The 24,852-nt window shown below is 71.4% G+C and carries 20 protein-coding genes and 1 tRNA gene; 15 read left to right on the plus strand and 6 right to left on the minus strand.

Annotation, left to right across the window (positions count from 1 at the left end; translation table 11 throughout):
• From AAHG09_RS26255 to AAHG09_RS26270, 4 genes are all read right to left on the minus strand, one after another.
• Positions 1-281: IS5 family transposase (locus AAHG09_RS26255; protein WP_342110447.1), on the minus strand; the 281-nt coding region annotated here is incomplete at its 3' end.
• 134 nt (positions 282-415) lie between these two features.
• Positions 416-775, minus strand: coding sequence for an energy transducer TonB (locus tag AAHG09_RS26260; protein ID WP_342110448.1), 360 nt, complete (start codon positions 773-775; stop codon positions 416-418).
• Between the two features lie 94 nt (positions 776-869).
• Positions 870-1,112, minus strand: a complete 243-nt coding sequence (locus tag AAHG09_RS26265; protein ID WP_342110449.1) for a hypothetical protein — start codon at positions 1,110-1,112, stop codon at positions 870-872.
• A 2-nt stretch (positions 1,113-1,114) separates the two neighbouring features.
• Positions 1,115-1,294, minus strand: coding sequence for a hypothetical protein (locus AAHG09_RS26270; RefSeq protein ID WP_342110450.1), 180 nt, complete (start codon positions 1,292-1,294; stop codon positions 1,115-1,117).
• Between the two features lie 207 nt (positions 1,295-1,501).
• Here AAHG09_RS26270 and AAHG09_RS26275 point away from each other — a divergent pair, with 207 nt between their 5' ends.
• From AAHG09_RS26275 to AAHG09_RS26285, 3 genes are all read left to right on the plus strand, one after another.
• Positions 1,502-1,681 (plus strand): hypothetical protein, encoded by a 180-nt coding sequence (locus tag AAHG09_RS26275; RefSeq protein ID WP_342110451.1) that lies wholly within the window; start codon positions 1,502-1,504, stop codon positions 1,679-1,681.
• Between the two features lie 263 nt (positions 1,682-1,944).
• Positions 1,945-2,976 carry a helix-turn-helix domain-containing protein gene (locus AAHG09_RS26280; protein ID WP_342110452.1) on the plus strand — a complete coding sequence of 344 codons (1,032 nt, stop codon included), beginning with the start codon at positions 1,945-1,947 and terminating at the stop codon, positions 2,974-2,976.
• 515 nt (positions 2,977-3,491) lie between these two features.
• Complete coding sequence (locus AAHG09_RS26285; RefSeq protein WP_342110453.1) at positions 3,492-5,390, plus strand: methyl-accepting chemotaxis protein; 1,899 nt, start codon at positions 3,492-3,494, stop codon at positions 5,388-5,390.
• Between the two features lie 54 nt (positions 5,391-5,444).
• Here the strand turns inward: AAHG09_RS26285 and AAHG09_RS26290 are convergent, their stop codons facing one another.
• Positions 5,445-5,657, minus strand: a complete 213-nt coding sequence (locus tag AAHG09_RS26290; protein WP_342110454.1) for a TOBE domain-containing protein — start codon at positions 5,655-5,657, stop codon at positions 5,445-5,447.
• Between the two features lie 609 nt (positions 5,658-6,266).
• Positions 6,267-6,342: transfer RNA gene (locus tag AAHG09_RS26295), tRNA-Ile, on the minus strand.
• A 253-nt stretch (positions 6,343-6,595) separates the two neighbouring features.
• On the opposite strand from AAHG09_RS26295, the gene AAHG09_RS26300 reads away from it, so the two are divergent.
• The 12 genes from AAHG09_RS26300 to AAHG09_RS26355 all read left to right on the plus strand — a co-directional run bounded on the left by AAHG09_RS26300 (position 6,596) and on the right by AAHG09_RS26355 (position 24,806).
• Positions 6,596-7,087, plus strand: a complete 492-nt coding sequence (locus tag AAHG09_RS26300) for a (2Fe-2S)-binding protein (protein WP_342110455.1) — start codon at positions 6,596-6,598, stop codon at positions 7,085-7,087.
• Complete coding sequence (locus AAHG09_RS26305) at positions 7,084-8,127, plus strand: FAD binding domain-containing protein (RefSeq protein WP_342110456.1); 1,044 nt, start codon at positions 7,084-7,086, stop codon at positions 8,125-8,127. Before AAHG09_RS26300 ends, AAHG09_RS26305 begins: the two co-directional genes overlap by 4 nt.
• 215 nt (positions 8,128-8,342) lie before the next feature.
• Positions 8,343-10,598: a xanthine dehydrogenase family protein molybdopterin-binding subunit gene (locus AAHG09_RS26310; RefSeq protein ID WP_342110457.1), complete on the plus strand. Its 2,256-nt coding sequence runs from the start codon at positions 8,343-8,345 to the stop codon at positions 10,596-10,598.
• Positions 10,599-10,782: 184 nt separating this feature from the next.
• Positions 10,783-11,748 (plus strand): galactofuranose ABC transporter, galactofuranose-binding protein YtfQ, encoded by a 966-nt coding sequence (ytfQ, locus tag AAHG09_RS26315; protein ID WP_342110458.1) that lies wholly within the window; start codon positions 10,783-10,785, stop codon positions 11,746-11,748.
• Between the two features lie 34 nt (positions 11,749-11,782).
• Positions 11,783-13,321: a sugar ABC transporter ATP-binding protein gene (locus tag AAHG09_RS26320; RefSeq protein ID WP_342110459.1), complete on the plus strand. Its 1,539-nt coding sequence runs from the start codon at positions 11,783-11,785 to the stop codon at positions 13,319-13,321.
• Complete coding sequence (locus AAHG09_RS26325; protein WP_342110460.1) at positions 13,321-14,295, plus strand: ABC transporter permease; 975 nt, start codon at positions 13,321-13,323, stop codon at positions 14,293-14,295. Before AAHG09_RS26320 ends, AAHG09_RS26325 begins: the two co-directional genes overlap by 1 nt.
• A complete protein-coding gene (gene yjfF / locus AAHG09_RS26330; protein ID WP_342110461.1) occupies positions 14,292-15,305 on the plus strand; it encodes a galactofuranose ABC transporter, permease protein YjfF in 1,014 nt (337 codons plus the stop codon). The genes AAHG09_RS26325 and yjfF overlap by 4 nt, the downstream gene beginning before the upstream one ends.
• Positions 15,306-15,506: 201 nt before the next feature.
• Positions 15,507-16,442 carry a dihydrodipicolinate synthase family protein gene (locus AAHG09_RS26335; RefSeq protein WP_342110462.1) on the plus strand — a complete coding sequence of 312 codons (936 nt, stop codon included), beginning with the start codon at positions 15,507-15,509 and terminating at the stop codon, positions 16,440-16,442.
• Between the two features lie 281 nt (positions 16,443-16,723).
• Complete coding sequence (gene mfd, locus AAHG09_RS26340) at positions 16,724-20,332, plus strand: transcription-repair coupling factor (protein ID WP_342110463.1); 3,609 nt, start codon at positions 16,724-16,726, stop codon at positions 20,330-20,332.
• Between the two features lie 299 nt (positions 20,333-20,631).
• Complete coding sequence (locus tag AAHG09_RS26345) at positions 20,632-21,972, plus strand: AmpG family muropeptide MFS transporter (protein ID WP_342110464.1); 1,341 nt, start codon at positions 20,632-20,634, stop codon at positions 21,970-21,972.
• 176 nt (positions 21,973-22,148) lie between these two features.
• Positions 22,149-23,501, plus strand: coding sequence for a DUF2778 domain-containing protein (locus tag AAHG09_RS26350; protein WP_342110465.1), 1,353 nt, complete (start codon positions 22,149-22,151; stop codon positions 23,499-23,501).
• 255 nt (positions 23,502-23,756) lie between these two features.
• The gene (locus AAHG09_RS26355; RefSeq protein WP_342110466.1) at positions 23,757-24,806 is read left to right on the plus strand and encodes an HpcH/HpaI aldolase/citrate lyase family protein; all 1,050 of its coding nucleotides are present in this window, start codon (positions 23,757-23,759) and stop codon (positions 24,804-24,806) included.
• Positions 24,807-24,852: the final 46 nt, after the last annotated feature.

Genomic DNA, 24,852 nt, shown 5'->3' on the forward strand with positions numbered 1-24,852 from the left:
GTGGCGTCGATCATCTGCAGGTCGCCGTCGTAAGCCTTTGACACGGCGTCCAGAAGTCGATCCCAAATGCCACGCTTGCGCCAGCGCCGAAAACGGTTGCCGCAGGTCGTATGTGGGCCATAGCGCGTCGGGATGTCGGCCCACGGCGCGCCCGTACGCAGCCGCCAGAAGATGCCGTTGAGCACCCGCCGGTCATCCACCCGCTCCTTGCCGCGCACATCCGTCGGTAACAGCGGCTCAATCACCGCCCACTCCGCATCCGTCAGGTCATACCGCGCCATCCAGGTCCCTCCTGCTCAGAGGCCTAACGCCGCCGCACCTCAGCCGTGCCAGCTGTTATGGGTTCGCGACCTAGCCCATTGTTCGAGCATCAATTTTTCCAGACTCGGCTGAAGCCTCCGTCTGGATCGATGCCCTAGCGGCTCCGGCGCGTGTGCCGCTCGGCCACCCGCTGCCGGTGCGTCGGCACGACGGACAGGCGGGTGGCGGACACCGGAGCGTCGGTCCGGCCGGCGGTGCGGGGCGCGGGCAGCAGCGCCTGCGGAGTCCGGGGTGTCTCGACGATCACGGCCTCCAGCACCATCGGCCGCGCCGGCCCCGGTGCGGGCGCGCGCGCCGACCGGGCCGCGACGGTCCCGAGGGCCCACAGGCCGAGGCACAGCAGGCCGATCAGGATCCCGTCCCAGGACGGCTCCGTGCGGCACATCAGGAGGCCGGTGCCGGTCAGGGCAGCCGTGGCCGCGAAGAGACGCGGTGTCGGATCGCCGGACGTCATGCCTCAGCCTCCGCGATACGCGCTGAGATCCCCTGAAGAAAGTCGCTCCACTTGTCGGCAACCCGTCAGCCCGATCGCCGGCGGGACCAGGGCCTCACCCCGCCAGGCTGGAGGGCATCTGCCACGCGACGCCCGGATGCTCGCGGATGTCGCCGGCCCGGGTTCCGGTATCGGCATCGCTCGTCCAGTCGCTCGGCTCCGCGATGGCGGCGATCTCCGCGTCCGGATAGGCGGCCGTCAGGAACAGGCGCGCCTCGCCCTCGGCCTCCGCCCGGACGGTGACCAGGGGTTTCTCGCCCCGAGCGTCGCGCACCTGCGCGATGAACAGCTTGGTCATGGTCAGGCCTCGATGTCCTCGGCGACTTCCTCGACGTGAAGGCCGCCGGCCCGCAGATGGTGCGGGATGCCGCGGTCGCCGGCCGCGCTACCCATGGCGTCCAGGGCCGTCGGGGCGTCGAGCGCCGCGCCGATCCAAAGGACCGCGCCCGTCGCCGCCTGCATGATCCGGAAGATCTTCACGTCGCGCCCTCGCCCATCCACCCGGCCTCGTCCCGGACAAGCTTGGGGGCCGCACGGCTGTTCCCGGTCGACAGTGTCGCGACGAACGAATCGGTTGGCCCGTCTCGGCGGAGGGCCGGCCCGGAACGCAGGAGACGGCTGCCCGTTATTCGAGTTCGACCGGCTGATGCCGGCCCCTCTCAGGTCCGATCGGAAGTCAGGAACACCATGACCAGCCGCACCGTCCAGTCCGCCCTGCTCGCCCTCACCCTCGTCGCCGGCACCGCCGGAATGGCCGCCGCCCAGAGCACGCCCAACGGCAACACCTCGTCCGCCGGCGCCCCCGCGGGCGACAACAGCACCGGCAACGGTGCCACCGGCAGCGGCGCGGCGCCGAGCGGAAAGTAACGTTCGGTTAACCATAAGGGTCGAGATCACCGATCCTCACAACCGTGCAACTTCCCGTCCCGCAGCCCTCCGGCTCGCGGGACGTTTCGTATCCGGCGGACCGGGGGCGGCAGGATCCCTCGGCCGGCGGTCCACGGCGCGGCCGGCCGGGTGAGCGCCGGTCGATCTTCGCGCCGCCGCCGTCCCTTTTCTTGGAAACCCTCCATCCTGTAAGGGATTCCCCCCGGGCGCATACTCCGGCATGGGAGCGGGCCACACGGGCGATGCGGTCGAATTCAGTTCTGCACCTCGATGACGCGCGGCCAGGTCTTCATCAGGCCGAGGCCTGGCGCGATGCCGTCGCCCCGTTCTGGACCTTCGCGATCCGGAAGGAGGATCTCGCGGCGTTCCGGGGCCGGTCGCATGTCCAGCACCTCGGCAACGCGATCCTCTGCCGGGCCAGCGCCTCGGGCCTGCAGTTCACCCGCGACCGGGCCCTCGTGGCCCGCATGGGCGTCGACCACGTCCTGGCCCACATGCGGCTCTCCGGCCTGTCCCGCATCGCGGTCGGCGGCAGCGAGCAGGCGTGCGGGCCGGGCGACATCTGCCTGCTCGACCTGTCGCGGCCCCTCGCCGCCCGCTCGACGGATTACCGGGCCCTGACGGTGGTGCTGCCCCGCGGGCTCTTCGGCGCGCATCAGGGCGCGCTCGATGCGCTCCACGGTCGGGTGATCCGGGGCGCGACCCCGTTCGGCCGGATGCTGGGCGATCACCTGCGGTCCCTCAGCGCGCACGCGCCCGGCTTCTCGGAGCGCGAGGCCGGGGCGGCCGGGCAGGCGACCGCGATGCTGCTCGGCGCGGCGGTCTCGGGCCTGCCCGCGGAGGACCGGGTCGGCCAGGCCCCGGACGGTGCCCCGCTCCTCCTCACCCTCCGGCGCTTCATCGAGGCCGAGCTCGCCGCCCCCGACCTGAACGCCGAGACCCTCGGCCGGACGTTCGGGCTCTCGCGCAGCGCCCTCTACCGCCTGTTCGTCCCCCTCGGGGGCGTGTCGGGCTACATCCGTCAGCGCCGGCTCGCCCGGGCCTACCAGGAGCTCGCCGCGGGCGGCGGGCGCGGCGCGCGGGTCTCGGAGGTGGCGTATCGCTGGGGCTTCGAGAGCCCCGCGCATTTCGCCCAGGCCTTCCGCGCCGCCTTCGGCCACGCCCCCCGGGACGTCCGGGCCCAGTCGCCGGCCCAGCCCTTGCCGGAGGCGGCCCGGGACCGATCGGAGAGCTGGCCCGATTTCTACGACTGGGTCCTCCGATTGGCCGCCTGAGCGCCCGGCCGCGGGTTCAAGGCAGGGCCCTGGTGGACCGCTCGGGGCCAGGCGGCTCAAGGCTCCGCCCTGTCTCCCCGGCCCCGCCGTCCTGCGTCGGCCCTCACCGTCGCCGGGCTCGCCCCGGATAGCCGCGACCGCGCCGCCGGGCGGACCACGATCCCGTCGGACGCGCCAAGGTGTCCTGAAGCGCCTGTTTTGTTCCGGTTACAGGAGCATCCCCAAGGCCGAGTTCGTGAATACTGCCAGAAGAATGATGATGATCTGGCGAGATATCAGCCGTCGACGCAACGCCAAGTAAGACGGACGCCCGCACGTGCTGTTCGTCTTCTTCAAGGCTTGACAGCGCAGCGAGACATCGCGGAAAGCATTCCCGACACCGTAGAATTCCGCGACATGGCTCGGGGCGATTTCCTATGAAATTGGGTATCCGTCAGAGGATATATTCAGGGTTCGCCTTGATTATATTGTTTACCATCGCTGTTGGTGGGTATTCCATCTATCAGCAGGGAGTCGTGAACGATCAGTATGCCGTCCGCGGTCGTCTGGAGGAGATCGCGCGTCTGGTCCTCATAGACGATGGACTGTCCAGCCGCCTGGTCGATCTCGGTGAGGGATACCGGATCGCGCCCACGCCCGAGCGGATCGCCGCGCTGGAGCAGATGCGACGCGAGATCGAGGAGAGCGGGGACAAGCTGATCGGATTGTCGCTCTCGCCGGAGCGGCGCAAGATCTACGTCGAGATCCGCGACAACGCCCGCGCCGCGAAGCCGGAACTGGCCCGCCTTGCGGCGGCCGGCACGGCCTTCACCCAGGCCAAGGCGCGCCTGTTCACGGGCGGTGACGAACTGACCGGCGCGACCAATACCCTGGTGGGCGACGTGGGCGCGCGCGGAAGCGAGGCGCTGCTGGGCCGGGCTCACATCGTGGAGAGCGCCGTGCTGCTGGTGCGCGTCGCCAACTGGCGCTTCCTGGCGACGTTCGATCCGAACGGGCCGTCCACCTTCGCGAAGAATGTCGAGAAGGCCGAAGCGGCCCTGAAAGCGTTCCGGGATGCCGAGGGCGCCGCTGCCTTCGCCGGCCCGATCCAGGCGGTGGTGGAGAAGCTGGCGGCGTACCGCACCAACTTTCAGGCGACCGTCGCGGCCCGGGATGAACTGAACACGGTGTTCGAGATGGGTCTCAAGCCCCCCGCCACCACGATCGACCTGCGCTGTGACGTCGTACGCGACTCGGTCAGCGCCGCGATCGCGGAGAACGGCCGCGCCGTGGAGGCCGTGGTGACGCGGGCGTGGACCGTCCAGATCGCACTCGTGGGGATGACGCTGGTTCTGGGGGGGATCGCGAGCCTCGTGATCGGCCGCAGCATCATCGGCCCGGTGGCCGGGATGACGGCGGCGATGCGGCGCCTCGCCGAGGGCGATACCGCCGTGGAAGTGCCGTCCCAGGACGCCAGGGACGAGATCGGCGCCATGGCCAAGGCCGTCGCGGTGTTCCGCCAGAACGCCATCGCCCGGGCCGAGCTGGAGGCCGCGCAGGCGGCCGAGCAGGAAGGCCGCCTGCGCCGGGTCGAGCGGGTCGACCTGCTCGTCCGCACCTTCGAGCAGAAGGTGGCGCAATCGCTCGACATCGTCACCGCGAGCGCCGCCGAACTCGACGCGACGGCGCGCTCCATGACGCGGGTGGCCGACGCCACCAACACCCAGGCGGTCGCCTCCAGCGCGGCGGCCGAGCAGACCGCCACCAACGTCCAGACGGTGGCGGCGGCGGCCGAGGAGATGGTGTCCTCGCTGCAGGAGATCGAGCGGCAGGTGGTGCGCTCCAACGAGGTCGTGGGTTTTGCCGCTCACGAGGCCGAGGCGAGCAACGCCGCCATGGCGAGCCTGCGCGCGGCCGCCGAGCAGATCGGCGCGGCCGTGACGACGATCTCCGGCATCGCCGGCCAGACCAACCTGCTCGCGCTCAACGCCACGATCGAGGCGGCGCGGGCCGGCGAGGCGGGTCGGGGCTTCGCGGTGGTCGCCGCCGAGGTGAAGGAGCTGGCCGGCCAGACCGCGAGGGCGACCGACGAGATCGGCGGGCAGATCGCGGCGATCCAGGGGGCCACCGCCCAGGCCGCGGAGGCGATGGCGCAGATCGCGCGCACGATCGCGAGCGTGAGCGAGATCAGCGGCTCGATCGCCTCGACGGTGGTGGAGCAGACGGCGGCGACCAGCGAGATCTCGCGCAATGCCGGCCAGGCCGCGAAGGGGACGCAGGACGTGTCGTCCAACGTGGCGCGGGTGCTGGCGGCCGCCGGCGAGACCGGCGGCGCCGCCTCCCAGGTGCTGAACGCGGCGGCCGAGCTGGCCAGGCAGTCGCTCACCGTCAAGCAGGAGGTCGACGGCTTCCTGCGCGACATCCGGGCCGCCTGAGCGGCCTGTGCCGCCCCTGACCCGCGGGCCGTCAGGGGCGGCCGTACGACGCCGTCACGGCTTCACCAGCAGCACGTTCACCGCCTTGGCGAGCACGTGGACGGTGTCGCCCTCCTTGAGGCCGAGTTCCTCCAGCGAATCGAGGGTCATGACCGAGGCCATGCGGTAGGTGGTACCGACGAGGTCCACCTCGACCTGGGCCATCACGCCCCCGCGCTTGATCGCCGTCACCGTGGCGGGGATGTCGTTGCGCGCGCCGTGCTTCATGGATCCTCCTCCGCGCGGCCGAGGCGGCCGCTGCGCCCCAACACGCGGCGGGAGGCCGGGTTCAACGCAAGGGGGGCCGGGATCCGCGGCACGCCCGAGGCTGACGCGCTGCGATATCGGCAGGCCGCATCTTCGTGCGGGCACCAGTGTTGCCGGCAGGTACTGATCTCTGCCCGGATCCGTCAAAATCCGTAATTGCTTTGCGCTCACGGATGTGTTCGAATACTTGAACGCATAAGATCATTGCGTTTTCTGAAACTGCTTGCGGAGCCTGACGCCCCGCGGGGAGGTCGCGTATGCTTGCTGCGACGAAGATGGCCTGGAAGGCGGACCGGGAGCTGATACTTGTATTCGGCGGATGGATCGCGTTTGAAATCGCGATCCTCTTCGCGTGCATGGTATCGATGTCTTAATGTCGTGGTCGACTTAGGCTGGAAAATCGCATCGCTCTTCACGCATCCGGGTTTCCAAAGGGCCGAGGCCCCTTGGTGGGTTGTCAGGGCAAGGCCCTGACGGACGCGAGGCCTCTGCCCGGGACCCGCGAAAGGTCTCGGCCCTTTAAAACCACGCGGTGATCGGTGCGTGGGGCTTGCGCAGGGCTGCGGCCGTTGGTGGGCCCGGTAGGACTCGAACCTACAACCAGACCGTTATGAGCGGTCGGCTCTAACCATTGAGCTACAGGCCCGGCGGAGGAAAGCCCCCCGCAAAACGATAGCCGAACGGCCCGGCTTCGTCACCCCGTTCGCGCCCGATGCGCGGTTCGACAGGCGTGACGCCGGACGAGCTGCCATCATCCGGCTGCGGCAATCGGTCAAGCTGGCATATCGGCGCAACCGATGCGGGTCGTGATGTTGCGCACATTATCTTCACCGTCAGTCTCGTCACACTATCCGGCTCAGCTATCTGTAACGGTTCCAGCCTTCGCGGAGCCGGATCCCATGACCATTCCCCTCAGGCTCACCCTGAACGGGCAGCCGCGCGAGATCGCCCTCGACGATCCGCGGGTAACCCTCCTCGACCTCCTGCGCGAGCGCCTCGGCCTGACCGGCGCCAAGAAGGGCTGCGACCGCGGCCAGTGCGGCGCCTGCACGGTGCTGGTGGACGGGCGGCGCATCAACAGCTGCCTGACCCTCGCCGCGAGCCTCGACGGCGCCGAGATCCTGACCATCGAGGGGCTCGCCGAGGGCGACCGGCTCCATCCGGTCCAGGCGGCCTTCATCGCCCATGACGGCTTCCAGTGCGGCTTCTGCACTCCCGGCCAGATCATGAGCGCGGTCGGCCTGATCCGCGAGGGTCACGCCGGCACCGACCCCGAGCGCATCCGCGAGGGCATGAGCGGCAATCTCTGCCGCTGCGGCGCCTATGCCGGCATCCTCGATGCGGTCCAGGACGCGGCGGCCCGCACCGAACCCCGGGAGGACGCGGCGTGAAAAGTTTTGATTACATCCGCCCGGCGAGCGTGCCGGAAGCCGTGGCGGCCGGGCAGGTTCCGGGCACCGCATACCTCGCCGCCGGCACCAACCTCGTCGACCTGATGAAGGGCGGCGTCGCGACCCCGGAGCGGATCGTCGACATCACCCGCCTGCCCGGCCTCTCGGCGATCGAGCGGCTGCCGGACGGCGGGACCCGCGTCGGCGCCCTGGTGCGCAACAGCGACCTCGCCTACGATCCGGCCTTCGCCAAGGCCTACCCGATGGTGGCCGAGGCCCTTCTGGCCGGCGCCTCCGCGCAATTGCGCAACGCCGCCACCGTCGGCGGCAACCTGATGCAGCGCACCCGCTGCCAATACTTCACCGACGCGGTCTCGCCCTGCAACAAGCGCGCGCCCGGCTCCGGCTGCGCGGCGCTCGGGCACGCCACCCGGATCCACGCGGTCCAGGGCTGGAGCGACCACTGCATCGCCACCCACCCGTCCGATTTCTGCGTGCCGCTCGCCGCCCTCGACGCGGTGGTGGAGATCGCCGGGTCGGACGGCGCCCGGGACGTGCCGCTCACCGACTTCCACCACCTGCCCGGCGACCATCCGGAGCGGGAGACCGACCTGCGGCCGGGCGAGCTGATCACCGCCCTGCGCCTGCCCCCCGAGGCGGCGTCCTTCCGGGGCCACGCCCGCTACCTCAAGGTCCGCGATCGCACCTCCTACGCCTTCGCGGTGGTCTCGGCGGCGGCCGCCCTGACGCTCGAGGCCGGCGGCCGGATCGGACAGGCGCGGCTGGCGCTCGGCGGGCTGGCGCTCAAGCCCTGGCGGGTGGCGGAGGCGGAAGCCGCCCTCGCCGGACAGGCGCCCTCCCCCGAAGCCTACGCCAAGGCCGCCGATGCGGCGCTCGCCGGCGCCAAGCCCACCGGCGAGGCCAACGCCTTCAAGATCGAACTCGCCCGCCGGGTGGCGATCCGTGCCCTGACCCAGGCCGCCGCCGGCACGCCCGCCCGGATCCCGGCGCTCCCCGCCTCCCCGTTCGGCATCGTCTGACCCGTGCGGCCAGGCCGACACGGGGTTCCCGAAGGGCGTGACCCTTTGGTGGGGTGTCGGGGTGAAGCCCCGACGAACGGCTCCCCCACCCCCTCGAAGGGGGTGGGGGAGCCGTCTGCAGGGCCCTGCCCTGCACCCGCGAAAGGACGCGGTCCTTTCGAAACCCTGACTTGCGTGATCCCGCGCACCGGTTTCATCCATCTGAGGAGACCCGCATGACCGCGACCGCCTCGAATCTCCCCGCCGGCGGCATCCGCCACGGCTCCAGCATCGGCCAGCCGCTGACCCGGCGCGACGGCCCGCTCAAGGTGACGGGCCAAGCCCGCTTCTCCGCCGACAACCTGCCCCCCGGCACGCTCCACGCGGCGCTCTGCGTCGCCCGGATCGCCAAGGGCCGCGTCACCGGCCTCGACGTGGCCGCCGCCGAAGCGCATCCCGGCGTCGTGGCGGTGATGACGCCGCAGAACGCCCCGAAGCTCGCCAAGGACCCGGACGCCAAGGACGGGCCGTTCACCTTCCGCCTCGACCTCCTGCAGAACGACCGCGTCCGCTACGCCAACCAGCCGATCGCGGTGGTGGTCGCCGAGACGCTCGAGGCGGCGACCGAGGGCGCCCGGCTGCTCGCCCCGACCTACGCGGCCGAGACCCCGCGGATCGGCCTCGATGCGGGCGACGTGTTCACGCCCGATTCGGTCGGCGTGGGCGCGCCGCCGGTGGAGACGGACGGCGACGTCGAGGCGGGGCTCGCCGCCGCATCGAAAACGATCGCCGCGACCTACGAGACGCCGGCCCAGTATCACAACGCCATGGAGCCCCACGCGGCCGTGGCGAGTTGGGACGGGGATCGCCTGTCGCTCCTCATGCCGACCCAGGCGCTCGCCATGTCGCAGGGCCGCCTCGCCGGGCTGTTCGGCATCAGCCCCGAGGACATCCACATCGACAGCCCCTATCTCGGCGGCGGCTTCGGCTCGAAGGGTGTGCCCGCCGGGCCGCAGGTACTGGCCTGCATGGCGGCCAAGCTCGTCGGCAAGCCGGTGAAGCTCGTGCCGACCCGGACCCAGATGTACGGCCCGATGGGTCATCGCGGCCCGACCCGGCAGACGCTCCGCCTCGGCGCCGACGCGGCCGGCAAGCTCACGGCCCTCGACCACCACATCCTCACCGCCTCGTCGAGCTTCGACGACTTCTTCGAGCCGGCGGGCCGGGCGACCAGCACCCTCTACGCCAGCCCGGCCCTCGCGATCCGCCACGAGGCGGTGCGCCTCGATACCGGCACGCCGCTGTTCATGCGCGCCCCCGGCGAGGCCACCGGCAGCGTCGCCCTGGAGAGCGCGCTGGACGAGATGGCGTTCGAGCTCGGCATGGATCCGCTCGAGTTCCGCCTCGCCAACTATGCCGAGGTCGAGCCGATCACCGGAAAGCCGTTCTCCTCCAAGGCCCTGCGGGAGTGCTACCGCCGCGGCGCCGAGGCCTTCGGCTGGGCCGGGCGCCCGCTCCAGCCCCGCCAGACCCGCGACAAGGACGGGTTCCTGGTCGGCACCGGCATGGGCACCGCCACCTTCCCGGCGCTGATCTTCGAGGGGATGGCCCGGGCCGAGATCCGCGCCGACGGCACCGGCACGGTGGAACTCGGGGCGATCGACATGGGCCAGGGATCCTGGACGGCGCTCGCCCAGATCGCCGCCGACGGGCTCGGGATCGGGATGGACGCCCTCACCTTCCGGATGGGCTCCTCGGACCTGCCGAATGCCGGCATCGCGGGCGGCTCCGGCCACACCGCGACGGCCGGCGGCGCGATCCACGCGGCCGCCGCCGACGTGATTCGCCAGCTCACGGATCTCGCCACCAACGACCCCGCCTCCCCGCTCTACGGCGCGGGCAATGCCGGCGTGACCGCCGCCGACGGGCGCCTGACCCGGCGCGACGACCCGGGCCGGGGCGAATCGATCACCGACATCCTCAAGCGGGCCGGCCGGGCGAGCATCGAGGGCCAGGGCAAGGCCGGGGCCGATCCGGCCGCGCAGGCGGCCTACGCGATGCACGCCCACGGGGCGGTCTTCGCCGAGGTGAAGGTCGATCCCGATCTCGGCCAGATCCGGGTGAGCCGCCTCGTCGGCGCCTTCGCGGCGGGCCGGGTGATCAACCCGCGGCTGGTCCAGAGCCAGTATTACGGCGGGATGATCTGGGGCATCTCCTTCGCGCTCCACGAGCGGGCCGAGATGGACCCGCGCACCGGCCGCTTCCTCAACGACAACCTCGCCGAATACCACGTGCCGGTGAACGCCGACATTCCGGCGATGGAGGCGATCCTGGTCCACGAGGACGATGCGGTGGTGAACAATCTGGGCGTGAAGGGCGTCGGCGAGATCGGCATCACCGGCACGGTCGGCGCCATCGCCAACGCGATCTGGCACGCCACCGGCGTGCGGGTCCGCGAGATGCCGATCACGCTCGACAAGCTGCTCGGCTGATCCCGCCGTCCGGGCGCGTAAACTCAGACAAGTTCGGCGATCTGAAACACCCGACGCATCGCAGGACGATGCGTCGGGGTGACATCTCCCTGACGTGCGGCTATTCAGCGCGTCGCGCATATGTCGTACATATGCGGGTCGATCGCTCCGAAGAGGCGGCGGCCGCAATCAGGGGGGATGTGTCATGAGGGAATCGGTTTCCATCAAGGCTTTGCTCGTGGGCGCGATGCTCGCGTGGGGCGGTGCGGCCCAGGCGGCCGCGCTCACCGTCGGCTTCTCGCAGATCGGCTCGGAATCCGGCTGGCGCGCCGCCGAGACCACGGTGACCAAGGCCGAGGCCAAGAAGCGCGGCATCACCGTCAAGATCGCCGACGCGCAGCAGAAGCAGGAGAACCAGATCAAGGCGATCCGCTCCTTCGTGGCGCAGGGGGTCGACGGGATCCTGCTCGCACCGGTGGTCGCCACCGGCTGGGATGCGGTGCTCAAGGAGGCCCGGGACGCCAAGATCCCGGTGATCCTGCTCGACCGCGACATCGACCCGTCCGGCAAGGATCTCACCCTCACCGCCGTCACCTCCGACAGCGTCGAGGAGGGCCGCGTCGCCGGCACTTGGCTGGCCAAGACGGTCGGCGACAAGCCCTGCAACGTGGTCGAGCTCCAGGGCACGGTCGGCGCCAGCGTCGCCACCAACCGCAAGAAGGGCTTCGACGCGGCCATCGCGCCCCACGCCAACCTCAAGCTCGTGCGCAGCCAGACCGGCGATTTCACCCGCGCCAAGGGTAAGGAGGTGATGGAGAGCTTCATCAAGGCCGAGGGCGGCCACGCAATCTGCGCGATCTACGCCCACAACGACGACATGATGGTCGGCGCCATCCAGGCGATGAAGGAAGCGGGCCTCAAGCCCGGCAAGGAGATCCTGACGGTCTCGATCGACGCGGTGCCCGACATCTTCAAGGCGATCGCGGCGGGCGAGGCCAACGCCACCGTCGAGCTGACCCCCGACATGGCGGGCCCCGCCTTCGACGCCCTCAAGGCCTATAAGGAGAAGGGCACCGTCCCGCCGAAGTGGATCCAGACCGAGTCGAAGCTCTACACGGCGGCCGACGATCCGCTGAAGGTCTACGAGAGCAAGAAGGGCCTCGGCTACTGACGCGCCCCGCGCCGTGATCCCTGCGAGCGGTCCCGTGTCCGACACGCCCCTTCTCAGCGTCCGCGGGCTCTCCAAGAGCTTTGCCGGGCACCAGGCCCTCGCGGGGGTCGACTTCACCCTGCGCCGGGGGGAGATCCACGCTCTGCTGGGCGAGAACGGCGCCGGCAAGTCGACCTTCATCAAGACCGTGACCGGGATCGTCCGGCGCGATGCCGGCGAGGTCCGGCTCGACGGCGTGCCGATCGCGCCGCGCTCGGCGGAGGACTCCGCCCGGGCCGGCATCGCCACGGTCTACCAGGAGGTCGGCCTGCTGCCGAACCTCACCGTGGCGCAGAACCTGTTCCTCGGCCGCGAGCCGACCCGGTTCGGCCTCGTCCGCGGCCGGGCGATGCGGCGGCGCGCGTCGGAACGCCTGGCGGCGTTCGGCCTGTCGATCGATGTCGGGGCGCCGCTCGGGAGCTTCCCGGTGGCGGTGCAGCACCTCGTGGCGATCGCCCGGGCGGTGGACCTCTCGGCCCGGGTGCTGATCCTCGACGAGCCGACCGCGAGCCTCGACACCCACGAGGTGACGGTGCTGTTCGGCGTGATGCGCCGGCTCGCCGAACGGGGCATCGGCATCGTGTTCGTGACCCACTTCCTGGAGCAGGTCTACGCGATCACCGACCGGATCACGGTCCTGCGCAATGGCCGGCTGGTGACCGAGCGCGAGACCGCGCAGTTTCCGCGCCTCGACCTCGTGCGCACCATGCTGGGGCGCGACCTCGCCCAGGACGAGGCGCGGGCGGAGACGGGGCCGCGGGCCCGGCGGGCGGAGGCCGGGCCCCCGGTCCTGCGCGCGGACAAGCTCGGCAAGGCCGGCTATCTCCGGCCGGTCGATCTCACGGTGGCGGGCGGCGAGGTGGTCGGGCTCGCGGGCCTCCTCGGCTCCGGGCGGACCGAGACGGCCCGCCTGCTGTTCGGGGCCGAGCGCCCGGATCAGGGCCGCATCCTGCTCGACGGCAAGCCGACGCGGATCGCCGGCCCCCGGGACGCGCTCAAGCACCGCCTCGGCTACTGCCCGGAGGAGCGCAAGACCGACGGCATCGTCGCCGACCTGACCGTGCGCGAGAACATCGTGCTGGCGCTCCAGGCCCGGCAGGGCCCGTTCCGGCCCCTCGGCCGGGCGGCGCAGGACCGGATCGCCCGCGACTTCATCGCCAAGCTCGACATCCGGCCGCCCGACCCCGAGCGGCCGATCGGGCTCCTCTCCGGGGGCAACCAGCAGAAGGCCCTGCTGGCGCGCTGGCTCGCCACCGAGCCGCGCCTGCTGATCCTCGACGAGCCGACCCGGGGCATCGATGTCGGGGCGCATGCGGAGATCATCCGGCTGATCCGGAGCCTGTGCGAGGCGGGCCTCGCCCTCCTGGTGATCTCCTCCGAGCTGGAGGAGATCGTGACCTATTCCGACCGGGTGATCGTGATGCGCGACCGCGCCCAGGTGGCCGAACTCGCCGACGGGGCGATCGACGTCACCGCCATCCTCCGGGCGATCGCCGCGGAGGTGGCGCCCGCTTCCGTGACGGAGCCCGCCTGATGCGCGCCCTCCGGGCCGGAGCGCCCCAGCTCCTCGCCTTCCTGGCGGTCCTCCTGGCCGACCGTCTGGTCGCGCCGCAATTCCTCGCCGTGCATTGGCAGGACGGGCGCCTGTTCGGCAGCCTCGTCGACGTGTTCAACCGCGGCGCGCCGGTGGCGCTCCTGTCCCTCGGCATGGTGCTGGTGGTGGCCACCGGGGGCATCGACCTGTCGGTGGGCGCCGTGATGGCGATCGCGGGCGCCGTGGCGGCGAGCCTCGCCGACAGCCAGCCGCTGCCGGTGGTGCTCGCGGCGGCCTTGGCCACGGGGCTCGTCTGCGGGCTGTGGAACGGCCTCCTCGTGGCGGTGCTGCGGATCCAGCCGATCGTCGCCACCCTGATCCTGATGGTCGCGGGCCGCGGCATCGCCCAGCTGATCACCGAGGGGCGGATCGTCACCTTCGCGTCCGCCGACCTCGCGTTTCTCGGCGGCGGCGCCCTCCTCGGGGTGCCGATGCCGGTGGTGCTGGTCCTCGGCATGCTGCTCGTGACCCTCGCCCTGGTGCGCGGCACCGCGCTCGGCCTGATGATCGAGGCGACCGGCGGCAATGCCCGGGCGAGCGCGCTCGCCGGCATCGACACCCGCGCGGTGACGCTCGCGGTCTACGCCTGGAGCGGGTTCTGCGCGGCGCTCGCCGGCGTCGTCGCGGCGGCCGACATCCTGGGGGCCGACGCCAACAATGCCGGGCTGTGGCTCGAACTCGACGCGATCCTGGCCGTGGTGGTGGCGGGCTCCTCGCTCCTCGGCGGCCGGTTCAGCCTGTGGCTGGCGGTGCTCGGGGCCTTCCTGATCCAGGCGATGAACACCGGGATCCTGCTCTCCGGCCTGCCGCCGGAACTCAACCTCGTGGTCAAGGCCGCGGTGGTGCTGGCGGTGCTGCTGCTGCAGTCGCCACGCCTCGCCGGCCTGTCCCTGCTGCTGCGGAGCCCGCGATGAGCCGCAACCTTCCGGTCCTCGTGGCCGCGCTGCTGTTCGCGGCCGGCTACGGCCTGTGCGCGACGCAGTACCCCGCCTTCCTGACCACGCGGGTGGTCGGCAACCTGCTCACCGACAGCGCCTTCCTGGGGATCGTGGCCGTCGGCACCACCTTCGTGATCATCGCGGGCGGCATCGACCTGTCGGTCGGCTCGGTGGTGGGGTTCACCACGGTGTTCCTGGCGCTCGCCATCACGCGCTGGGGCCTCCCGCCGCTCGCAGCCTTCGCGCTCGTGCTCGCCGCCGCCGCCCTGTTCGGGGCCGCGATGGGCGCGCTGATCCACGTCTTCGCGATGCCGCCCTTCATCGTGACGCTGGCCGGCATGTTCCTGGCCCGGGGCGCAGGCTTCCTGCTCTCCACCGAGTCGGTCCCGATCGACGCGCCCCTGTACGGCGCGGTCTCCGATCTGTCGCTGAGCCTGCCCGGCGGCGGCTGGCTGACCCTGACCGGGGGGATCATGCTCGCGGTGTTCCTGGCGGGCGGGGTGCTGCTCCACGCGACCCGCTTCGGCGCGACGGTCTACGCCCTCGGCGGCAGCCGCCAGACCACGGCGCTGATGGGGGTGCCGGTCGGGCGCAACACGATCGCGGTCTACGCCCTGTCGAGCCTGCTCGCCGCCCTCGCCGGGATCGTGTTCTCCCTCGACACCGCCTCGGGCACGCCGCTCTCGGCGGTGGGGGTGGAACTCGACGCGATCGCGGCGGTGGTGATCGGCGGCACGCTGCTGACCGGCGGCCAGGGCGGCCTGCCGGGCACGTTCCTCGGCGTGATGATCGGCGGCCTGATCCAGACGGCCATCACCTTCGACGGTACCCTGTCGAGCTGGTGGACCAAGATCGCGACGGGGCTGCTGCTCTTCGCCTTCATCGCCCTCCAGCAGGGCTCGGTGGCGCTGGCCGGCCGCGCGGGCCGGCGGGCCCGGGCTTCGGCCGGGGCGCCGGTCGTCCGGCCGGCGGAAGTTCGGGCCTGATCCCGGGTTTCCAAAGGGCTGTGCCCTGTCGTGGGTCGTCAGGGCAAAGCCCTGACGGTCTCGGGCGGAGTCCTGGTGCCGCGAAAGGTCCCGACCTTTCGAAACCACGACCTGATCCGACCGTGATCGGCTAAAGATTTTCCCGTCATCCCGGCCTATGGTCCCCGCCCGCAACGCCCTGCGACGGAGGAACAGACCGGCATGCCCCTCACCAGCGACATTCGCGGCGTCGTGCCGATCGCCCCGACGCCGTTCCACCCGGACGGCCGGATCGACGAGACCTCCCTCGACCGGATGACCGACTTCTTCGGCGCGGCCGGCGTCGACGGCCTGACGATCCTCGGCCAGCTCGGCGAGGCCGGCAAGCTCGACCACGCGGAGGGGATCGCGGTGGCCAAGCGGGTCCTCGGGCGCACGCGGCTGCCGGTGATCGTCGGCGTCACGGCCCCGGGCTTCGCGGCCATGCGCTCCCTCGCCCGGGAGGTGATGGAGCTGGGCGCGGCCGGCGTGATGATCGCCCCGCCCAACACGCTGCGCACCGACGATCAGGTGGTCGGCTATTTTCGGAATGCCGCCGAGGCAGTGGGCCCGGACGTGCCGTTCGTCCTTCAGGATTATCCCCTCACCTTCTCGGTGCAGATGAGCCCGGCGGTGATCCGTCGGATCGTCATGGACAATCCCTCCTGCGTGATGCTCAAGCACGAGGACTGGCCGGGGCTGGAGAAGATCTCGACCCTGCGCGGCTTCGAGGCGGACGGCTCGATGCGCCACATCTCGATCCTGGTCGGCAATGGCGGCCTGTTCCTCGATTTCGAGACCGAGCGCGGCGCCGACGGCGCCAATACCGGCTACGCCTTCCCGGAGATGCTGGTCGATGTGGTCCGCCTCGGCCGGGCCGGCGAGCGTGACGCCGCCCACGACCTGTTCGACGCCCACCTGCCCTATCTGCGCTACGAGCAGCAGCAGGGTCCGCTCGGGCTCGCGGTGCGCAAATACGTGTTCCAGCGCCGCGGGATCTTTGCCTCCGACGCGCAGCGCAAGCCCTCGCAGGCGCTCACCGCCACGGCCAAGGCCGAGGTCGAGTACCTGCTGGCCCGCCTCGCCCGGACCGACAGCCGGGCGCGGCTCGCCGGCTGAGGCTGGAGAGCGGGCGCGCCGGCGGGCCGTGACGGCCGCGCTGGCCCCGACCGCCTCCGCGCGCGCCCGGGTCCGAGCGGGACGCGTCGCGACTCGGCCGCAGGCCCGCGCGCGGCCGTTCCCGACCGGAGCGGAACCGCCTGGAGGCGGCGTCGCGCAGGACGCGTCGAGTCGCCCCGCCGACGCGGCTGCGGGAAAGCTTTATCGCGCCGGCCCGTTGGGCTAACGCCACCCGATCTCTGCCCCTGACGCGCCCGGTGGGATCCCCCGCGAAAGACCCGATGGCCAAGCCGCAACCCAAGCCGCAACCGAAGCCCCCCGCCCCCGCCGCCAGACAGCAGGTCGCGCGCTTCGCCCTGCCGAAATCCTCGGCCCTCGCCCAGGCGATCGACGCCCTGAAGCGCGGCGACAGCCCGGTTCTGGCGAGCGCCCCGGAGGGGTTCGACGCGCTCGCCCTCGCCGACCTCGCCCGCGCCCTGGCGCCCACCGTCGACGCGCCGGCGGTGCTGGTCCATGTCGCGCGCGATTCCGGCCGCTCGGCCTCGTTCCAGGCGGCCCTCGGCTTCGTCGCGCCCGAGATGGACGTGATGAGCCTGCCGGCCTGGGACTGCCAGCCCTACGACCGGGTCTCGCCGACGACCGCGGTCGCGGCCGCCCGGATGACGGCGCTCGCCCGCCTCGCCCGCACCCGCTCGGCCGAGGACAGGCCGCGCATCCTCTGCACCACCGTCAACGCCCTGGTGCAGCGGGTCCCGCCCCGCGCCCACATCGCCCGGGAGGCGTTCTCGGCGGCGATCGGCAACGTCGTGGCGATGGACGACGTGGTGGCCTGGGTCGAGGCCAACGGCTTCCTGCGCACCGGCACCGTGCGTGACACGGGCGAATACGCGGTCCGCGGCGGCATCCTCGACCTCTCGCCCCCGGGGCTGGCGGCGCCGATCCGCCTCGACTTCTTCGGCGATACGCTGGAATCGATCCGCGCCTTCGACCCGGAGACCCAGCGCACCACCGGCCAGCTCCGCTCGCTGGACCTGATGCCGATGAGCGAGGTCCAGCTCACCACCGAGACGATCCGGCGCTTCCGCCAGAACTACATCCAGAGCTTCGGCGCGGCGACCCGGGACGACCGGCTCTACGAGACGGTGAGCGAGGGGCGGCGCTATGCCGGCCTCGAGCACTGGATGCCGCTGTTCTACGACCACCTCGACACGCTGTTCGACTATCTCGGCGGCGTGCCGCTGGTCTTCGACCCGCAGGTGGAGGACGCGGCCGCCGAGCGGATCAGCCTCGTCCAGGACTATTACCAGGCCCGCGAGGGCGCGATGAAGACGCCGCAGCCCGGCGTCGCCCCCTACAAGCCCCTGCCGCCCCGCGCCCTCTACCTGACCCCGAACGAGCTGAAGGAGCGGATCGCCACCGCCACCGTGGCACGGCTGACGCCCTTCGCGCAGCCCGAATCCGCGGAGCGCGCCGTGATCGATTGCGGCGCCAAGGCGGGCCGTAGCTTTGCGCCGGAGCGGGCCGACGAGAATGCCAGCGTGTTCGACGCCGCGGTGGCGCATATCCGCGACCTCCAGGGATCCGGTCATCACGTGATCCTGGGCGCGTGGTCCGACGGCTCCCGCGACCGGCTCTGCGGCGTGCTCACCGATCACGGCCTGAAGAAGCCGGTGGCGATCACGCGGCTCACCGACGTCTACGCGCTCAAGCGCGGCACCGACGTGGCGGTCGCCGTCTGGGGCCTGGAGGCGGGCTTCACCGCGGGCGAGCTCGCCGTCGTCTCCGAGGGCGACATCCTGGGCGACCGGCTGGTCCGCCAGAAGCGCAAGGCCAAGCGGCCCCAGGACGTGATCCTGGAGGTGCAGGCGCTCCAGCCCGGCGACATCGTGGTCCATGCCGACCACGGCATCGGCCGGTTCGTCGGTCTGAAGACGATCCACGCCGCCGGCGCCCCGCACGATTGCCTGGAGCTGCAATATACCGGCGGCCTGCTGCTCCTGCCGGTGGAGAATATCGAGCTCCTGACCCGCTACGGCTCGGAGGATGCCGAGGTCGCCCTCGACCGGCTCGGCGGCGGCGCGTGGCAGGCCCGCAAGGCCAAGATGAAGCGCCGCATCCTCGAGATGGCGGGCGAATTGATCAAGGTCGCGGCCCAGCGCTTCGTCCGGAAGGCCCCGGCCCTGCAGGCGCCGGAGGGGCTCTACGGGGAGTTCGCGGCCCGCTTCCCCTTCGAGGAGACCGAGGACCAGGCCAACGCCATCGACGCGGTGCTGGACGACCTCAATGCCGGCCGGCCGATGGACCGGCTGGTCTGCGGCGATGTCGGCTTCGGCAAGACCGAGGTGGCTTTGCGCGCCGCCTTCGCGGCGGCGATCTCCGGCAAGCAGGTGGCGGTGATCGTCCCCACGACCTTGCTGGCCCGCCAGCATTTCCGGACGTTTGCGGAGCGCTTCAAGGGCCTGCCGGTTCAGGTGGCGCAGCTCTCCCGCTTCGCCTCCGCGGCGGAGATGAAGCAGACCCGGGCGGGGCTCATCGCCGGCACGGTCGACATCGTGGTCGGCACCCACGCGCTGCTCGCCAAGAACATCGCCTTCAAGGATCTCGGCCTGATCATCGTGGACGAGGAGCAGCATTTCGGCGTCGCCCACAAGGAGCGGCTGAAGGCGCTCCAGGCCGATGTCCACGTGCTGACGCTCTCGGCGACGCCGATCCCGCGCACGCTGCAACTCGCCATGACCGGGGTGCGCGAGCTGTCGATCATCGCGACGCCCCCGGTCGACCGGCTGGTGGTGCGCACCTTCGTGACGCCCTTCGACCCGCTGACCATCCGGGAGGCCCTGCTGCGCGAGCGCTACCGCGGCGGCCAAGCCTTCTACGTGGTGCCGCGGATCGAGGATCTGGCCGAGGTCAAAAAGTTCCTCGATGCCGAGATGCCCGAGATCAAGGTCGCGGTCGCCCACGGCCAGATGGCGGCGGGCCAGCTGGAAGACGTGATGACGGCCTTCTACGAGGGCAAGTTCGACGTCCTGCTCTCGACCACGATCGTCGAATCGGGCCTCGACATCCCCACCGCCAACACGCTGATCGTCCACCGGGCCGACATGTTCGGCCTCGCCCAGCTCTACCAGCTGCGCGGCCGGGTCGGCCGGTCGAAGGCGCGCGCCTATGCGCTGTTCACGACCCCGGCGAACCGCCAGCTCACCGCCCAGGCCGAGCAGCGCCTCAAGGTGCTCCAGAGCCTCGACACGCTGGGCGCGGGCTTCCAGCTCGCCTCCCACGACCTCGACATCCGCGGCGCCGGCAACCTCCTGGGCGATGCCCAGTCGGGCCACATCAAGGAGGTCGGCTACGAGCTCTACCAGCAGATGCTGGAGGACGCGGTCACCGCGCTCAAGGCCGGCATCGAGGACGTGCCCGAGGAGGCGTGGTCGCCGACCATCGCGCTGGGCGCGCCCGTGACGATCCCGGAGGATTACGTCGAGGATCTGGGGGTGCGGCTCGCCCTCTACCGGCGGCTGGCCACCATCCAGGACGATGCCGAGATGGAGAGTTTCGGCGCCGAGCTGATCGACCGGTTCGGGCCGCTGCCGCCGGAGGTGGAGCAGCTCCTCAAGATCGGCACGATCAAGATCCTCTGCCTCAAGGCGAACGTCGAGAAGGTCGAGGCCGGGCCGAAGGGCGTGGTGGTCCATTTCCGCGAGCGGTCCTACGCCAACCCGCAGGGGCTCGTGGCCTACGTCGCCGAGCAGGCCTCCTTCGCGAAGGTGCGGCCCGACATGAGCGTGGTGTTCGTGCGCGACCTCAACACCATCCCGGCCCGGCTCAAGACCGCCACCGAGGTGTTGCGCAGCTTGGTGAAGATCGCCGAGCGGGGGAAGAAGGCGGCGTGAGGGACGGGGCGAGTCGCGCTCCTCTCACCTGCCCCTTCATCGGTAAGATATTCACGCCGCTCTAGCCGCTGGGCTCTCTCCTCCCCCTTGCGGGGAGGAGTTTGGGGATCGCAGATCCCGCGTGGGGGTGGTGCAGAAGGCACCGGAACGCTCGATCCTGAACCACCCCCACCCCTGACCCCTCCCCGCAAGGGGGAGGGGAAAAGCGCCCTCCTTTCAGGGAGGCGGACAGTCGCACGATCATTGCACGCTCGGCGCATCTCTGCTCTCTCCCTCGGTGAAGCCCAGGAGACGCGTGGATGGCAAACCCGGCGCAGGTCACCGGCGCGCCCGAGCCGGTGAAGGCCGCGACAGGCGCCTTCCTCACGCCCCTGTTCACCGACCGGCGGGTCGCCGCGGTGCTGGGCCTCGGCTTCGTGCAGGGCATCCCGTTCCTGCTGGTCTACGCGACGCAGTCGGCGTGGCTCGTCCAGGCGAAGGTGCCGCTCGCCACGATCGGGCTGATGAGCGAGCTCACCATCGCGTACAAGCTGAAGTTCCTCTGGGCCCCGTTCCTCGACCGGCACGACGCGCCACTGCTCGGCCGCTGGCTCGGGCGCCGCAGAGGCTGGATCGTCGCCACGCAGATCCTGGTGGCGCTGGCGCTCGCGGGCGTCGCCTTCGGCGATCCGGCCCACTGGCTCGGCTGGACGGTGGCGTTCTCCCTGGCGCTCGGCGTCGCGGGCGCCACCCAGGACGTGGTGATCGACGGCTGGCGCATCACCGCCGCGCCCCCGGAGCAGCAGGCGCTGATGTCGTCGTGGTCGGAGATCGGCTACCGGATCGGCAACCTCGCGGCGGGGGCGGGCGCCCTCTACCTCTCGGATGCCTATGGCTGGCGCGCCGCCTACCTGTGCATGGCCGCCCTGATGGCCCCCGGCACGATCGCGGCCCTGCTGGCGCCGGAACCCCCCGCCCCCGAGACGCCGGCGAGCGGCGGCTTCGTCGAGACCGTCTGGGCGCCGATCCGCGACCTCCTCGCCCGGCTCGGGCCGCTGGCCGTGCCGGTGCTGGCGCTGGTCGCGGGCTTCCGGATGCCCGGCTACGTGTCGAACGCCATGGCGATCCCGCTGTTCAAGACGCTCGGCTACTCCAACACCGATATCGCCACGGTGACCAAGCTGTTCGGCTTCTGGATCGCGCTGGGCGGCACCTTCCTGGCCAGCGCCATCATCCCGCGGATCGGCATGATGGCGAGCCTGCTGATCGGCACCGTCACGGCCTCGGCCTCGCACCTCGCGCTGGCCTATCTCGCGTGGCACGGCGGCCATGGCGGGGCGGCGTTCTGGACCTTCGCGGCGACGGTCGGGATCGACGGCTTCGCCTACGCCTTCGCGTCGATCGTGCTGATCACCTACATGTCCCGGCTCTCGGCCACCGCCCATGCGGCGAGCCAGTACGCCCTGCTGACCTCCCTCTGCGCCCTGCCGGGCAGCCTGCTCGCCGGGTTCTCGGGCTTCGTGATCGAGTGGACCGGGTTCCCGTGGTTCTTCGTCGGCACCTCCCTGATCGGCGTGCCGGTGGCCCTGCTCTGCCTGTTCGTCGCGCATCGGCACGGGCCCATGGAGGCGCCGATCGACGCCCCCGAACCGGCGCCCTGAACGCGTATCTGCGGCGGCGTGCGCGTCTTCAGCAAGACTTAACCATAAGGCGGCTTACTGGGACGGACGGTTGATGACCTTCCCAGATGGGCAACCCAGGCCACGCGTGCGGACACGGCGTCCGCGGGCGAACGGCGGCGGCTGCCCGCGGGGAAGCGCGTAGGCGAGTTCCCCGAATGGCCCAGGCTGCCTTGTCCCGAACCGCGTACCGCGTCGCGCAGCCCGCGCGGATGGCGCCCCAGCGCATCGTCTACGTGGAGACCCCCTACGATCCGGTCGCCCGCACCCGGGCGCCCTATCCCAGCGCCATGCGGCGCGCCCGCCGCCGGGCCCGGCTGACGGGCCTCATCGGCCTGACCGCCATGACCCTGGCCGGCTGGGCGATCCTCAGCCAGCCGCAGGGCCCCGCCCCCGCCGAGCCCCCCGCGCTGCGGCCGGCCCTGGCCACCGCGCCGCACGCCGCGCCGCAGCCGAACATCGCCTGGATGCTCGATCCGAGCCCGGCCCTGGGCTCCGGCGCCGCGACCGATTTCGGCAGCGCGGCGCTGCCGACCGCGTTCCAGGTTGCCACGGCCCCGGTTGCGACATCCCAGATCGCCCAGTCGGAGCCGTCCCCGGCGGTCCGGGAGATCGCCCGGCAGGTCGCCAAGGCCGAGCAGATCAAGGCCGAGCAGATCAAGGCCGAGCAGATCAAGGCCGAGCGGACCCGGACCGCGCAGGCTGCGAACACGCCGGCCGCGTCCGAGCCGGCATCCGCGCCCCTGCGGCTCGCCGCCGTCGAGCCGACGCCCGCCGCGCTCGCGCCCGCCCTGGTGCCGCTGCCGGTGGCCCGCCCGGCCGAGCTGCGGCCGCAGCCCGCGACCCCACGCGCCGCCGCGCCCGCCCGGGTCGCGGCCCGCGCCCTGCCCCGCACCCGCGACGTGTTCCGCGCCGCCATGGCGGAGGAGCCGTCCTTCTTCGAGAAGCTGTTCGGCGTCGGCGCCGCCGCGCCCCGCGAGCAGCCCCGCCAGGAATCCCGCCAAGTCCTGGCCTATGCCAGCCCCGATACCCTCCCGCAGGCGGCCCCCCGCACCCGGATCAGCCCGGAGCCCGAGTCGGTCGCCGGCACGGCGGTCTACGACATCACCGCCCGCACGGTGACGCTCCCCTCGGGCGAGGTCCTGGAGGCCCATTCCGGCCTCGGCGAGGCCATGGACAACCCACGCTTCGTCCACCTGCGCATGCGCGGCTCGACGCCGCCGGGCACCTACATGCTGACCGAGCGCGAGCGCCTGTTCCACGGGGTGCGCGCCATCCGCCTGACCCCGGTCGGCGGCAGCGGGTCGATCCACGGCCGCGACGGGCTACTCGCCCACACCTACATGCTGCGCCAGCCCGGCGCCTCGAACGGCTGCGTCTCGTTCCGCGACTACAACCGCTTCCTGCAGGCCTTCCTGCGGGGCGAGGTCCGGCGCCTCGTGGTGGTGGCCGGCGACGGCGGCCTGTTCGGCCGGGTCGGCATGGGCGAGCGCGGCGGCGGCCGAGGCTGACCGCTTCCTCATGACGGGTTTCCAAAGGGACTTGTCCCTTTGGTGGGGTGCCGGGGTGAAGCCCCGACGAACAGGTCAGAGATCCCCTTCCGGGGGTCTCTGACCTGTTTTGCAGGGCACTGCCCTGCACCCGCCAAAGGACTCGTCCTTTGGAATCCAGGATTGTGTGCGGGGCCGTGCCAGTGTTCCCGATTGCAATGCGATCGGGAACGGCTCTAACGGGAGCAGACGCCAGCCCCCGACAAGAGGCCCCCGATGAAACTGCCCCGCCGCTTCTTCCAGCCGCTCGCCACCGGCGCGCCGGCCCCGTTCCGCGAGCTGCCGGTGCGGCTGGAGCGGATGATCCACTTCGTGCCGCCCCACAACGACAAGGTCCGCGCCCGGGTGCCGGAGCTCGCCGGCACGGTCGACGTTGTGCTGGGCAACCTGGAGGACGCGGTCCCCGCCGACCAGAAGGAGGCGGCCCGCAAGGGCTTCGTCGCCATGGCGCAGGCGACCGACTTCGCCGCCACCGGCACCGGCCTCTGGACCCGGATCAACGCCCTCAACTCCCCCTGGATCTTGGACGACCTGTTCACGATCGTGGCCAAGGTCGGCAACAAGCTCGACGTGGTGATGGTGCCCAAGGTCGAGGGGCCGTGGGACATCCACTACATCGACCAGCTTCTCGCCCAGCTCGAGGCGCGCCACGGGGTCACGAAGCCGATCCTGGTCCACGCGATCCTGGAGACCGCCGAGGGCGTGGCCAACGTCGACGCCATCGCGTCGGCCTCGCCGCGGATGCACGGCATGAGCCTGGGCCCGGCGGATCTCGCGGCGTCCCGCGGCATGAAGACCACCCGGGTCGGCGGCGGCCATCCGGATTACCGGGTGCTGAGCGATCCCTCCGGTGACGCCCCCCGCGCCACCGCCCAGCAGGATCTCTGGCACTACACGATCGCCAAGATGGTCGACGCCTGCATGGCCAACGGCATCAAGGCGTTCTACGGCCCGTTCGGCGACTTCTCCGATGGCGATGCCTGCGAGGCGCAGTTCCGCAACGCCTTCCTGATGGGCTGCGCCGGGGCCTGGACGCTGCACCCGAGCCAGGTGGCGATCGCCAAAAAGGTCTTCGCCCCGGATCCGGCCGAGGTGGCCTTCGCGGCCCGGATCGTGGCGGCCATGCCGGACGGCACCGGCGCCGTGATGCTCGACGGCAAGATGCAGGACGACGCCACCTGGAAGCAGGCCAAGGTCATCGTGGATCTGGCCAAGCTCGTGGCCGCGAAGGATCCGGAGCTGGCGGCGGTTTACAAGCTGGGGTGAGCGGGGACTGGATTTGCGCGACGTGCGCAGCACAGCGGTGACAGGA

The sequence above is a fragment of the Methylobacterium guangdongense genome (assembly GCF_038442355.1).
GTDB lineage: Bacteria > Pseudomonadota > Alphaproteobacteria > Rhizobiales > Beijerinckiaceae > Methylobacterium > Methylobacterium guangdongense.